Genomic DNA, 13,643 nt, shown 5'->3' with positions numbered 1-13,643 from the left:
CTTAACCCCTAACTCTCTTAACCAAATCAACAGCAGTCTTATGAGCATCTTTAGCCATTTGTTCTGTATCAATTTTCTGTAGCTCACCGTCTTTAGAGACAATCTCACCGGCAACAATAGTCATCTTCGTATATGAATGATTACCAAGACAAACAAGGGAAACCAAAGGGTCGTGACAACCGGCATACTCAATCCCAGATAAATCAAAAAGATTAAGATCGGCGGCCATACCGGGCGCCAGATATCCGGTGTCGGTTCTTCCAAGAACTTGTGCGCCACCTCTTGTAGATATTTTTAGAATATTATAGGCATCGAGACCCTCTGTACCGTACTTAAGATGATTGAGCAAATAAGCCCGTCTGACTTCTTCCCACATATTTGAGCCATCATTACTAGCACTTCCGTCTACCGCAATACTAATATTGGCACCGATATTATGAAGCTCAGAAGTTCTACAGATGCCACTATTAAGCTTCATATTACTAGAAGGGCAATGGGCAATACCGGAGCCATTTAGTCGATGTATTTCATGATCATCTAAGAATATGCCATGAGCATACCAAACATCTTTTCCAACCCAACCTAGATCTTCCATGAGTTCAAAAGGTCTACGTCCATATTTCTCAAGACAGAAGGCTTCTTCATCTAAGGTCTCAGCCAAATGGGTATGCATCATGACCTTGTGTTCTCTTGCAAGTAGAGCTGTATTTTTCATAAGGTCTGATGTTACAGAAAAAGGCGAGCAAGGTGCCAGTGCAATTCTGGTCATAGCGTAGTCAGAAGGGTCATGATAAGTCTGAATCAGTCTAAGAGAATCTTCCAAAACAAGGGATTCTTCTTGAACAACCGTCATGGGCGGTAAGCCACCATGATCTCTTCCAAGAGACATAGAGCCTCTTGTGGCATGAAATCGCATGCCAATGTCTTTAGCCGCTTGAATCTGTTCATCAATTAAAGTGGAAGGCTGACCGTTTGGAAAAACATAATGATGATCGGCGGTCAAAGTGCAACCGGTGCGCAACAATTCCGAGAAGCCAACCATAGCACCATGGTACACAGCTGTTGGTGTTAGATGCTGCCAGAACTCATAAAGGCCAATTAACCAAGGGAAAAGAGGCTTTTCTTGTACTTCTTTAAGCCCTCTGAATAAGGTTTGATAAAGATGATGATGGGTGTTAACAAATCCAGGTAAAGCCACAAGACCTTCACAGTCAATAACTTTGGTATCTGTTGTTGAAAGGAGATTTACGCCGATAGCGGTGATAACACCATTAACAATTAGTAGGTCCTGATGCTCCAAGTGGTCTTCTTGATTATTAAACGTATAGATGTGGTCAATATTCTTTAATAATAATGATGACATGGGAACCTCCTTGATTAAAAAAACCACAAAAAACCTGCAGAAAAAAACAGAGTATTTTTTGTGGTTAACTCAACACGTATTTTATTATTTAGATCATTTTGATTCCTTAATCTTAAGATAATTATACAATAGTCTACGTTTTGATGCAATCAAATCTATATAATCTATATCAGCTTAGACCAACTTAGCTAGGTTAAAGCATATGCTATTAAAAACTGGAAAACGTCTCCATTTATAGGAGAATATGTAAAAATATACAATAAAAATATCTTAAACTAATAAAATATATACAAAATAAACAAAAACTTCTTTACAATTAAAAATCTGTTCAGTATAATTAGGAGGTCATGTAAAGGGAGGCAATTATGCGATGTAGATTATTAATTGGCGGGGGCGATCAAGAATATAATAATCAATTGATTGAAAATCTGGTTCTTTCTAAAGAAAACCAGTTTGAGATGACAATGTTCAAAAAAGGGGATGACTTAGAAGAATATCTGAATTTGAATTACTATGATCTTATATTATGTAGTGAAGAATTAATGCCATTTGTTCAGGCTATAATATCAAAAGAAATGAAAGAACATATTATATTAATGGTAGAAGATCATACGGACTATAACCTTCATGGTTTGCACCATATTTTTAAATATCAAAGCGTTAAAGAGATAGAGTCAATTATAAAAGATCTATTTCTTAAACAAACAACCAAAGAGTTGGTCAATAAAAAAAACAGTAATTTGAAACTAATAGGTTGCTATAGTCCGGCAGGAGGATCGGGTAATACAACAGTTGCCCAGATTATAGCAGCGTCCAAAGCCAAACTAGGCCATAAAGTATTTTTCTTAAGTCTAGAGTCCTTTCCCAGCTATCATCTAAACTACCAAGACAGATCATCGGATAACTTATCAGACTATATGATGCATATCATGTCAAAAAACAATTGGATGATGGGGCTTGAGAAGATGAAGTCTGTGGATTCGGTCTCAGGCATTCATTATCTGATGCCCGCTGTTAGCGAAGGTGACTTATCAAGTTTTGAACAGCATAGATGGATCACTTGGATAGACTATATGATTGAAAAAAGTGATTATGATTATTTGGTTATAGATTTTGCCCAAGATTTTTTGGAAAAGACTCTTGAGCTTATAAAAAAATGTCATCATAGAGTTTTTAATGTTCGCGGTGATATTAAGGGTTATAAAAAGTGGTTGGTTTTTATGGAAGACCTAAAAAGACTGAGTGAGGATCAAATCCTAAAAGACAAGACCGTGGTGGTAAATAAAATATTGCCAACATCTGTATATGGTGCAGTAGAAGGTGATATAATACTTGATTTTGATGATACCCTAATAAAAGAAGTTGGCCAAGGCAAAATACAATTCAATAATCAATCATCCACCTATCAAAAAATCGAAAGGTTGATGCGCAATGTTTAATCAAAAGACAATAAGTGATGACCACTATAAGCATTTATTAGGTGAAGTTCGTAATGAAATGGGATTAATGGATGATGTGCTAGATGATCAAGTGGAAATTATTATTGAAGAGATTTTAAAAAAAATGACACGGACAACCTATCTACCTCTTACAATGCGACTACATCTTAAAGAAAAAGCTTTTAATGCCTTAAGGCGCCTGGATATTCTTCAACCCCTTGTAGATGACAAGAGTATAACTGAAATCATGGTTAATGGAGTTAAAGATATCTTCATCGAAAGAAATGGACATGTGACTCGCTTGGATTATTCCTTTGACTCACAAGAGCAACTTGAAAACATTATTCAGATGATTGTATCAAAAGTAAACAGAGTTGTGAATGAGTCTTCACCTATTTGTGATGCTAGATTGGCAGATGGATCAAGAATCAACGTGGTACTACCACCCATTGCCTTGAAAGGACCAACCTTAACCATTAGAAAATTTCCACAAAAACCTATTGATATGTCGGACCTAGTAAAGTGGGGAAGTATTTCATCAGAAGTGGCTTTGGTACTTCAAACATTTGTAAAAGCCAAATACAATATATTTATTTGTGGAGGTACAGGCTCAGGTAAAACCACTTTTCTAAATGTGTTGTCGAATGCAATACCCGATGATGAAAGGATTATTACCATAGAAGATTCAGCAGAACTGCAGATTAATAAAGTATCAAATCTAGTTAGCTTAGAGACTAGAAATGCAAATGTTGAAGGACGTGGGACGATTACCATTAAAGACCTAATCAAATCATCCCTTAGAATGCGACCAGATAGAATTGTTGTAGGTGAAGTTAGGGGACATGAAGCGTTGGATATGCTTCAGGCGATGAATACAGGTCATGATGGCTCATTGTCAACAGGACATGGAAATTCTACTATAGATATGCTAAGTCGCCTTGAGACCATGGTACTGACAGGATCAGCCATGCCCCTTGAAGCAATAAGACAACAAATTGCTTCAGCTATTGAGGTCATGGTACATTTGGGTCGACTAAGAGATAAATCAAGAAAGGTTCTGGAAGTGGTTGAGATTGTAACTTACAAAAATGGGCAGGTTGTTATGAATCCCCTCTATACATTTCAAGAAGATGCGCAATCAACCGATGAAGAAGTATCCGGTCAGCTAATTCGAAGTGGTAACCGACTACAAAATCGTGAAAAACTACTTTTATCCAATATAAAGGAGTGTTTACCCATATGAGTCAGCAAAGTGATATTTTTTATAATAGAATTGATTATACTAAAAAAGAATGGACCCTTCATATCTTGTGGGGAATCGCTTACTATTTTATTATGGGCATGATTTTTTTCAACCATCCTATATTTGCAGGTATTGCATGTTTAGGTGTTTACTTTCATATAAAAGAACAAAAATCATTATCCGTCAAAAAAAGAAAAAATATTTTAAGAGAGCAATTTCGTGAAGCAATGTATACCTTATCTTCATCACTATCGGCAGGAAGATCAGCAGAACAAGCCTTTATACAGACATTAGCAGACCTTCGAATCCTTTATGACCATCAAACGGATATCATCACAGAGTGGTCCCTTATAGTAAAAAAGCTTAACATGAACGAGACCATAGAATCTGCACTTGAGGATTTTGCAATGCGCGCAGGTGTAGAAGATATTCATAATTTTACCGGTGTTTTTATTATGGCCAAAAGAACGGGTGGTGATTTAATTAGAATTATTCGAGAGACAACTCATATGATTAATGAAAAAATAGAGATACAAAAAGAAATAGACTTACTGGTGGTCCAAAAGCAGTTTGAACAAAAAATCCTCTCATATATCATTCCGGGGATGATCTTGTTTTTTCAATTAACGTCACCGGATTTTCTCAGCCCTTTGTATGAGACGTGGATTGGTCGATTGGTAATGGTTTTTGCACTATTTTTGTATCTACTCAGTCGTAAAATCGGAGAAAAAATTGTTACTATAGAGGTGTGATATGTACGAAGTCATAATAATATTTTTTTTGGGGATACATGTATTATATTTTGTCTATGCCAAGCGCACATTACAAGAGGGAGAAGATAGAACGGACTTTTTGTATATTCTTGGTGCGCCTATTTTAAGGCGTCTGTCTTTTGACAAAGTAAAAAGATTGCTGACAAATCAGGAGCTAGAGAAGCTGAGCAAGATATATAGACCGAGGGATTATGAACAAGGTGTTTGCCGATATCAAGGCAACCGAATTGGTTTGGTGATGCTTGTACTTTTCCTTGGAGGGCTTTTTGCTTTAGCTATTGGACAAGATTATGAAACTTCAAGAGAGATGGATCCTATAATTGAACGACCCCCATATGACCAAGATCCGATTCTTTATGATTTGAACTACACTATAGAAGATGAGGAAAGTCTGACCGGCCGTTTGCCCGTCAGAGTCGAACCGAAGTTACCGAACAGAGATTTGGCAGTTGAGTTATTAAGCATCAACTTTTCTAAGTTAGAACCGCTTATGCTAAAAGGGATGAACCCTAACGATGTACATGAGGATCTTTTTCTACCCAAGAAACCATTTGGAGAAGAAGTTACAGTACGCTACACTTCACTTACGACAGACTATTTAAGCCATGAAGGGGTACTGAAAAGGGATGTCATGGCGCATTCAACACCCTACGAAGTTTCATTATTGGTGAATTTAGGTCTTGGGGAAGTGTCCATGGCTTATGTCTATGATTTTCAGATTAGGCTTAAAGAAACAAGCGCAAAAGACTTTGCAGAAACTATAGAAGACCATGTTGTGAGAACAGATGACAGAATCATTCTACCGGTTACAACAGGAGAAAGCCAAATTCCGGTGCTCTGGTCAACACAAGAAGTAGGTATCTCTGGATTCAAAATTTTTTTAGTGGCAGTATTAATGGCAATAGTATTTTATATTCTAAAAAAGAGGGAGTTAGATCAGACCCTTATTTCTAAAAAAGAAGAGATTTTGTACGATTTTCCAACCGTAGTAAATAAACTGACCATGCTAATCAACGCGGGTATGACCTTTAGCAGCGCATGGCAAAAAATAGTAGCCGATCATCAGCAAAATAAGATGTCCAAAGGCATACTTTATGAAGAAATGATCTTGGTCAGTCAAGATATCAAAAATGGTATATCTGAGATTGAGGCCTTGGAATGCTTTGGAAAAAGAACACAGTGTAAAGAGATTATTAGATTTGTTGCGGTAATCACTCAAAATCTGAAGCGGGGTAGTCAATCTATGACCATTGCCTTAAAGCAACTTAGTGAGGAAGCATGGACCATTAGAACAACAACAGCACGAAGACTTGGTGAGAAGGCAAGTACCAAATTGCTATTGCCTATGGGTATTAGCTTGATTACAGTACTAATCATTGTCATGGTACCTACTTTTATGGCGATGAAAATATAGGAGGGTGTTATGCGAAAATTATTATTTAAAGGTATGTGGTTAAAAAACAAGATGCAAGCAGCCATTAAAGACGAGTGTGGTATGGGGGTAATTGAGATTGCCATCATCATTCTCGTATTAATAGCCATTGGTTTTTTGTTCAAAGAAAAGATTATGCAATTGGTAAATGAACTACTGGATAAAATGAGCGTTGATGGAATAACGCCATAAGGGTTCAAAAGGTTAGAATTATAGAAAAGAGGGTGAGCCATTGATAGAAATCTATCCATTAGAAAAATGTATCTACTATCAAATAAAAATGTGTCAACACAATCAAATTTTAAGTCTGATACCTTTTGAGTATAGTTTTGAAGAAAATGATATAAAGATTTATTGGAAACTTAAGGGCTTTGAAGCACTTCATAAAAAAGATGAAAACACATATATTTCAAAAAGAAAAATGGAAAAATTATTATTACATCTTAAAAGAGCTCTGACAGATTGTATGGATTACATGTTGGAGCCTTGTCAATTAAAGTTACAATGGGAAGCTATTTATGTAGACAAAAGTGACAACTATAGATTTATATACTTACCGGTCCGTAGCGAGGAAGAAATGAACATAGCAAGTAATCTAAAAGTTTTTTTAAGTCAGTTGCAACCGTATATTAATTTAGGTGATGAAGATGTGATGATAAAAATGCATCAATTACGTTTAGGTCTTGAAGCGGATGATTTTAACTTGGATACCTTTATTCATGAAGGCTTGTCTTCAAGTTTAGGATCATTATGATGAAGGTTTTAAGTAACCATAAATCGGCAATCCTGATTTTGGTCGGCATGGTGTTTCATATACTATTGATTAACGGTTTTCTTATTAGACAAGAAGCCTATCAGGTCGGCCTATACAAAAGTATCGACAAAATCCTAAATGATGGTCCCTATCACCTTGAAGGTGGAGGTACGCTTATTTTGATAGACGCAAACATGGCAAAGATGAGCAATGAATTGTCCATTCACTTTGAGATAGATGGGGATCTTGATTTTAAAACAAAAAATCATGGGTTGCAAATATCATTAAAAGATGCTTTTGGATATGAAAAAGTACGCCTAGGTAGTTACCGAGGATTGGGAAATACACATTTAATCCAGTCTGAAGTAGGTGGTAGAGAAACAATGGATATAAGCGCATTCATCCATCAAACGACTTCTAATGAAGTGACAATAAATCAGATATGGGAAAGTGTTCAAAATGAAATAGAAGTCAACCCTTCATGGATTAAAGATAATCAAAAAAGTTATAATCCAATTAAAAGAGAAGTGGTAACCTATGCTTTAGATCTAAGTTCAATATTGACACAAACAATGATTAAAGAAATGAGCCATTTACTTGCGACATCATTTATGGTTGAAGAAGCTCTGATAAGCTACCATACAGACAAAAAGGGAAATCCAATAGCCTTGGATTTTGATATAAAAACACAACAAGTGCATTTGGAAATGTCAATAAGTGTAAATAAGACTATATAGTGACTAAAGTCATCTAATTAAATGACCTAAGATACTATCAAGTGGCCATAATAACCTGTAGAATTAAGAACAGGACGGGCATGAAGTCCGAAATATAAAAATCAAATCCACAGAACGAGGTTTGTAAAGGATGCATGGGAGAAATAGGCGTGAGTAATCACGCCTATTATTTTGCGCCCACATAGATTGTTAAAATATTGTCTTCTTAAGAAGATTATGGTTTAATAAATATAGGACAAGGAGGTAGGCACAATGGAAAGCATTGAACTATATAAAAACTCATGGATTACATTTTTACTGATATTTTCTGCTGCTTATATGATTATTCTTGGTATTGTCATAAGAGTTAAGAGTCAAGGTGGCGCTATAGTTAGATGGTTTCTATGTATCGTTTTTGTCATGTGGCTATGGACCACATTTTATATTTTTGAACGCGTGGCGCCCAGTGTAGAAATCAAATGGTTGATATCTTGTATTGAATATATTGCCATCTGTTATCTTGGCTTTTTTGCATATATGTTTTCCAGATCCTATCGCGGCTTAAAGTCACCGAGTAAATTAAAGCTAGCGGTATTACTTAGTCCACCGACTTTCTTCTACATAAGTGTATTGACTAACCCTTTGCATTATCAGTTCTACCAAAGCTTTACAATCCAAAAAGAAATCTATGGCCCACTTTGTTGGGCTTTGATCTATACGACACTATTTTACTATTTGGGTGGTATCTATCATTTTATTAGAAAATCAAAGTACCGATCTATATACAGAAAGCGGCAAATGCTTTACTTTTCTGCAGCAATCATAGTGCCAATTACAATACATATACTAAATACCATTAAGCTCATAGATTTGGACTTCAATATTTCTTTAGTGGTCATGCCCTATTCACTTTTCTTAATCACCATATCCGTACTTAAGTATAAGTTTTTGGATATTCTGCCCCATGCCTTGTTAGATGTTGTTGAGTTTATTGATGATGGGTTTATGGTAATTAATGTAGATAATGATTTAGAGGATTATAATGCCTTGTTTTTTAACCGTTTTATTGACTTGAATCACTGTGAAAAAATGGAAGATGTGATTGATGCTTTTGCCAAAATAGTGGATGATTCAGAAGATCTAGACAATCTAATCATTGCATTAAAAGTAGGTAAGAGCGACTATATTAGTGGAGAGATAGCATTTAAGAAAAAGAAGTCCGACACCTACTTGAACATTCAATATACAACGAAAGCCATCAATGATCTTTATGGGTCTAAGATTGCAACCATCATTACCTTCCATGACATTACTGAGATTCAGAATCTATACCTTGCCCTTGAGAACAAAAAAGAAGAATTAATGGAAGCAAAAAAAAGATTGGAAGACCATATCGCATCTATACATCAGTTGACCATTGAAAAGGAGCGTAACAAGCTCATGTCTGAGGTTCATGATACATTAGGACATTCAATGACGGAAGTGTTGGCACTTTTGGAAAAATGCGATTTAATACTTGATCAAAAGGATAATCAAATACAATTTGAAGCGGTGCTTGAAGAGACTATAGAAAGAGCCAGGAAAGGTCTTGCAGAAATACGATGTGCAGTCACAAGATTTAAAAAAATGGGGGTAGAAATATGATTAAAGTCATGTGCGTAGATGATCAATTATTACTAAAAGAAACCATGATCTACATGCTTAAACAAAATCCGGATATCGAGGCCATAGATGGGGGGAATGATGGGTATGAAGCATTAAATATTTGTGAAAGCTATCGACCTCATGTTATTTTAATGGATCTTAGAATGCCAAGGCTTGGCGGAATTGAAACGACAACAAAAATAAAAGCGTTATACCCATCCATAAAAATCATCATTTTAACAACCTTCGAAGATCAAAAAAGTATTTTTGACTCTATTGAATACGGCGCGGACGGTTATATTGTCAAAGACATTAAACCAGAGGAACTTGTATTGGCCGTAAAAAGTGTGCATCACAATCTATATGTGATGCACAAGAATGTAGTCAACATCGTAAAAGAAGAAATCATAGATGTGCATAGTAAAGAAAAAGATCAGCAGGAAACCTTAAAAAACTATGACTTAACACCAATAGAGATTAAGATTATAAAACGGATGGTCGATGGGAAAAGTAATAGGGAGATTGCCTATAGCCTGAAGTTCACAGAAGGAACCGTTAAGAATAAAGTATCAAAAATACTGAGTAAGTTAGGACTAAAAGATAGAACACAAATCGCAGTCTTTGCCATCAAGCACAATCTTACATAGGGGAATATTCATATGAGTAAAGAGATTTTCTATGCAACATTTTACTATACATTATCTGCTTTTATTTCAATCGCAATTAATGTGACCTTTTATTTAAAAGCAAGAAAAAGCAACCTGCTTTATATGTTTTTAAAAGCCCAAGGTCTAATGATTCTTTGGCTTCTAGCAAAAGTAATGACCAAAACAATGATTAACGACGATGATGCATGGATATGGGTTGTCATTCAATATATTGGCGTTTGTTATTTTGGTGCAACTTTTTTTGAATTCACCTACTATTATAATAAAACCAAAAAATTACCAAAGCTTATCAGAACCTTAATATATGGTATACCAACCATTAACTATTTAATGGTCTTAACCAATAAATACCACTATCTTTTCTTCACATCGGTAACCATTTATCAGAACAGTTATGGATTTTGGTTTTATATTCACACAGCCTTTAATTACATAATGGTAGTCGGTTCCTATTATTTTTTGATTCGCATACTAATGGATAAAAAAGATGAGGTTTCATGGTTGCAGAGCGTCTTATTTAACTTGGGTCTTCTGTTGCCAATTGTTGCCAATATTATTCACGTTTTTCGTTTAATAGAGATTGGATTTGACATTACTCCAATTATGTTTAACATCACGTTGTTGATTTTTGGATATATTGCTCATCGTTATCGGTTTCTGGACATTAAAATGGTAACAAGGTCTATGATTCTTGGGAACATACATGAAGGGATCATCATTATAGATAATGACAGAAGAATCATTGAAAAAAACAATATCATTGAGGAGATTATCCAAAGTCATGAAAAATTAAAACTTATAGAAACAATAGATGAGTTCATTGAAATCGTTCGTCCCAAAATAGAAGATTTTGAAGACCTACAGAAAGGTATCAGTCGATGCCTCGAAGCCAATGAAAACCGATATACAACAGAATTCAGAATGCAAGTCCATAAGCAATGGCATTGTTATATTCTCAAGTTAGAAAAAATTATAGATCATTCAAAAGATACGATTGGTTATGTATTTAGAATAATTGATATCACAAAATATAATGAATTGCTCACAAGCTTAGAAGCTAAGAACAATGATCTTCAAATAGTCAATCGACAACTTTCTGACAATCTAACGATTACTAAAGAATTAGCAGTAGCCAAAGAAAGAAACCGAATATCTAAAGAGGTCCATGATATATTAGGTCACTCAGTCACCTTGGTAATATCTCTTCTGGAAAGTTGTAAATATAACATAGGTAAAAACACAGATTTCCTCAAAGAAAAAACAACACAAAGTAAAGCCATCATAAGAGGTGGATTTTTTGAACTAAAAAAATCTATAAAGAGCCAGTCTAAGAACGTCATGGACCTTAATAGTCTTATTGACGATCTGGAAAGGTTAATTAATGATTATGAAAAATCAGGTGTGAATGTTGATTTTTACTACAAGCGCACAGAATTCAAATTATCAATTCAAATATACGATGGCCTATATAGGATATGTCAAGAAGCGCTGACCAACGCTTTAAAACATGGGCATGCAAAAAATATAACCATTCGCATTAAGCATAAAGACAGGACAATGGACTTGGTTATCATTGATGATGGAATAGGATCTCTTAATGTAGTCAAAGGCAATGGACTAAAGGGTATGGAAATGAGGGTAGCTGATTTATCCGGATTATTATCTTTTGGCTCACCGGATGGTAAGGGCTTTAATATTCACGCAGTATTGCCGATATAAGAATAGTCTATGAAGTCAGACCAAGAGAGGCAAAACTATATAAGGCTTAGTGACTAGTATAAGTAAATAGTACTAGGTGGTTACGGTTGTACTAGCATCTTATCTGTACTATAATTTAAATAGGCGAAATGGGAATCTATTCCAGTACATCAGTAAAAGGAAAACGGCAACTACTGAAGTAAGAAGCGGATTAAAGTTTATTGAGTTGGGGGAAAATATGAATATAGAATCTATAGAAAACTATCTGCAAAAAGTTCAATCTGTTCTCGGTTGTAAGATTACAGTGGACCAAGAGGATAAAATTAGTGAGATCCACATCGTATCTGATCTAAGGCGAAGTCCGAAGCAAATTCTTCGTGATATTGAAGCCATCATGATTTCTGAATTCAATATTAATATAGACTATAAAAAAGTATCTATCGCTCAAATACAGAGCGGTTCTCTTAAGTTGGACCAAGATCCTAGGCTCAAGCTTAAGCTAATAGAATATAACAATAATGGTTCCAATGTAATGGTTAAAGTTGCTTTGGAAAAACAAGGTGAGATTTATGAAAGTGAGTTATTAGGTGTACAAACAGCCAATAATTTCAAACGGTTGATTGGCGCGGTGGTACTCAGGGCCGTTGAGAAGTATTGTGATGCCATCGATGTGTTTGTTTTTGAAGATGTGAAAAAAGTGAACTTGGCTAACATGGAGGTGATGGTCGTTGCCATGACCTCTGTTTTCAATGGTTCGGAAGAGATATTCACAGGAACGGCCAAGATTCAAAACGATAGCAATGAAGCCATTGCTAGAGCCACCCTAGATGCAGTAAATCGACATGTTTTGCATCTGGATTTAAATTAATTATTAGCCGACTAAATCATAAAACAACAACTTTTTTATCTAGAGGAGCGGAATATAGCCTGCTATTCATAGTGGATATAGCAGAGATCATAAAAATGGAGGCTATATTTCAATGAAAAATATAAAAGTTAGAGCAATGGCTACTATCGTTAGTTTAGTATCATTCCTTCTTGCATCAGGCGCACTTTGGAGCGTGAGCAAGTAATTTAGCTATAATTTAGTCGGCTTTTAATAATTTTGGAGGTAATAATGAATAAGTTAAAAGGCTACATTTTAATATTATCTATAGTCGCTCTTATTATTTATTACTATTTATTTAATCAATATAACATTGATTTTGAAGGTCTTATTTTTTGGGGAACGTTGGCTATTATATCTGAGACATTCATCATTATGCTAAAAAATGGTGCATCAACTTCTGTAGGTATGGCTATTTATTTAGCCACACTTATTACCATTAACCCACTTGTGGCGGTTATGGTTTCGGCAATTGCTTTTATACTACGCTTTCCATCAGTTGACGGAAAGCGTAAACATGTTATTAATATGGGACCTCGTATTACAGCTTACAATATTGCAGGTCATACCATCTTTATCGGTATGATGGGTGTAGCATATAGTTATTTGATTCATCAAAACACGTCATTTAATATGATTGCGATTTTAGCGCTTGTGCTTCTAAGCTTGACAGAATTAATCAGTATTATATTTATTTCTTTGTATTTTCGGTTTGAAGGATCCTCGAAAAGCATTCATCTCTTTAAAAGTTTTATTGGTGCCTTACCCAGTACTTTTGCTGTAGGATCCTTAGGCATCTTACTGGCTTTTGCGGAAATAAACTATGGCAAGGTGATTGTTGCTTTGTTCTTTATACCTTTGTTACTGGCAAGATATTCTTTTAAGCTATACTTTGATTCTCAAAAAATGAGCATGGAAACCATTCAAGCATTAAATGAGGCCTTGTTAATGCGAGATGCCTATACAAGTGGTCATGCCACAAGGGTGGAGCGGTATGCGGCTATATTGGCCAAAGCCTTAAAATATT

The 13,643-nt window shown here is 35.3% G+C and carries 13 protein-coding genes; 12 read left to right on the top strand and 1 reads right to left on the bottom strand.

The features are described 5' to 3' along the window. Position 1: 1 nt before the first annotated feature. Positions 2 to 1,363 (bottom strand): 8-oxoguanine deaminase, encoded by a 1,362-nt coding sequence (locus AC6F8J_RS06295; protein ID WP_500721863.1) that lies wholly within the window; start codon positions 1,361 to 1,363, stop codon positions 2 to 4. Between the two features lie 365 nt (positions 1,364 to 1,728). Between AC6F8J_RS06295 and AC6F8J_RS06290 the strand changes: the two genes are divergently transcribed. The 12 genes from AC6F8J_RS06290 to AC6F8J_RS06235 all read left to right on the top strand — a co-directional run. Continuing rightward, positions 1,729 to 2,802: a P-loop NTPase family protein gene (locus AC6F8J_RS06290; protein WP_500721861.1), complete on the top strand. Its 1,074-nt coding sequence runs from the start codon at positions 1,729 to 1,731 to the stop codon at positions 2,800 to 2,802. Between the two features lie 58 nt (positions 2,803 to 2,860). Beyond that, entirely contained in the window at positions 2,861 to 4,045 is a 1,185-nt protein-coding gene (locus tag AC6F8J_RS06285) for an ATPase, T2SS/T4P/T4SS family (protein WP_500721866.1), read from the top strand. Then, positions 4,042 to 4,797, top strand: coding sequence for a type II secretion system F family protein (locus AC6F8J_RS06280; RefSeq protein ID WP_500721860.1), 756 nt, complete (start codon positions 4,042 to 4,044; stop codon positions 4,795 to 4,797). Before AC6F8J_RS06285 ends, AC6F8J_RS06280 begins: the two co-directional genes overlap by 4 nt. Before the next feature lies 1 nt (position 4,798). Further along, positions 4,799 to 6,232 carry a type II secretion system F family protein gene (locus tag AC6F8J_RS06275; protein ID WP_500721858.1) on the top strand — a complete coding sequence of 478 codons (1,434 nt, stop codon included), beginning with the start codon at positions 4,799 to 4,801 and terminating at the stop codon, positions 6,230 to 6,232. A gap of 9 nt (positions 6,233 to 6,241) precedes the next feature. Next, complete coding sequence (locus AC6F8J_RS06270) at positions 6,242 to 6,442, top strand: Flp1 family type IVb pilin (protein WP_500721857.1); 201 nt, start codon at positions 6,242 to 6,244, stop codon at positions 6,440 to 6,442. A gap of 40 nt (positions 6,443 to 6,482) precedes the next feature. Further along, entirely contained in the window at positions 6,483 to 7,004 is a 522-nt protein-coding gene (locus AC6F8J_RS06265) for a DUF6382 domain-containing protein (protein ID WP_500721855.1), read from the top strand. After that, on the top strand, positions 7,004 to 7,741 hold the full coding sequence (locus AC6F8J_RS06260; RefSeq protein WP_500721854.1) for a hypothetical protein: 738 nt from the start codon (positions 7,004 to 7,006) through the stop codon (positions 7,739 to 7,741). The genes AC6F8J_RS06265 and AC6F8J_RS06260 overlap by 1 nt, the downstream gene beginning before the upstream one ends. 252 nt (positions 7,742 to 7,993) lie before the next feature. Further along, on the top strand, positions 7,994 to 9,364 hold the full coding sequence (locus AC6F8J_RS06255; protein WP_500721853.1) for a histidine kinase N-terminal 7TM domain-containing protein: 1,371 nt from the start codon (positions 7,994 to 7,996) through the stop codon (positions 9,362 to 9,364). Then, a complete protein-coding gene (locus AC6F8J_RS06250; RefSeq protein ID WP_500721851.1) occupies positions 9,361 to 10,011 on the top strand; it encodes a response regulator in 651 nt (216 codons plus the stop codon). Before AC6F8J_RS06255 ends, AC6F8J_RS06250 begins: the two co-directional genes overlap by 4 nt. 12 nt (positions 10,012 to 10,023) lie before the next feature. Further along, positions 10,024 to 11,751: a histidine kinase N-terminal 7TM domain-containing protein gene (locus tag AC6F8J_RS06245; RefSeq protein ID WP_500721850.1), complete on the top strand. Its 1,728-nt coding sequence runs from the start codon at positions 10,024 to 10,026 to the stop codon at positions 11,749 to 11,751. A 217-nt stretch (positions 11,752 to 11,968) separates the two neighbouring features. Then, positions 11,969 to 12,598 (top strand): hypothetical protein, encoded by a 630-nt coding sequence (locus AC6F8J_RS06240; protein ID WP_500721849.1) that lies wholly within the window; start codon positions 11,969 to 11,971, stop codon positions 12,596 to 12,598. A gap of 249 nt (positions 12,599 to 12,847) precedes the next feature. Further along, a partial coding sequence (locus AC6F8J_RS06235; protein WP_500721847.1) for an HD-GYP domain-containing protein occupies positions 12,848 to 13,643 on the top strand: 796 nt, incomplete at its 3' end.

The organism is Petrocella sp. (assembly GCF_059865615.1).
This window is presented reverse-complemented; position numbering and strand designations above follow the sequence as displayed.

Coding starts and splice junctions, on each gene's coding strand:
- AC6F8J_RS06245 (WP_500721850.1), top strand. CDS start 10,024: ATGAGTAAAGAGATTTTCTATGCAACATTTTACTATACATTATCTGCT.
- AC6F8J_RS06295 (WP_500721863.1), bottom strand. CDS start 1,363: ATGTCATCATTATTATTAAAGAATATTGACCACATCTATACGTTTAAT.
- AC6F8J_RS06255 (WP_500721853.1), top strand. CDS start 7,994: ATGGAAAGCATTGAACTATATAAAAACTCATGGATTACATTTTTACTG.
- AC6F8J_RS06285 (WP_500721866.1), top strand. CDS start 2,861: ATGGGATTAATGGATGATGTGCTAGATGATCAAGTGGAAATTATTATT.
- AC6F8J_RS06275 (WP_500721858.1), top strand. CDS start 4,799: ATGTACGAAGTCATAATAATATTTTTTTTGGGGATACATGTATTATAT.
- AC6F8J_RS06290 (WP_500721861.1), top strand. CDS start 1,729: ATGCGATGTAGATTATTAATTGGCGGGGGCGATCAAGAATATAATAAT.
- AC6F8J_RS06280 (WP_500721860.1), top strand. CDS start 4,042: ATGAGTCAGCAAAGTGATATTTTTTATAATAGAATTGATTATACTAAA.
- AC6F8J_RS06240 (WP_500721849.1), top strand. CDS start 11,969: ATGAATATAGAATCTATAGAAAACTATCTGCAAAAAGTTCAATCTGTT.
- AC6F8J_RS06250 (WP_500721851.1), top strand. CDS start 9,361: ATGATTAAAGTCATGTGCGTAGATGATCAATTATTACTAAAAGAAACC.
- AC6F8J_RS06260 (WP_500721854.1), top strand. CDS start 7,004: ATGAAGGTTTTAAGTAACCATAAATCGGCAATCCTGATTTTGGTCGGC.
- AC6F8J_RS06270 (WP_500721857.1), top strand. CDS start 6,242: ATGCGAAAATTATTATTTAAAGGTATGTGGTTAAAAAACAAGATGCAA.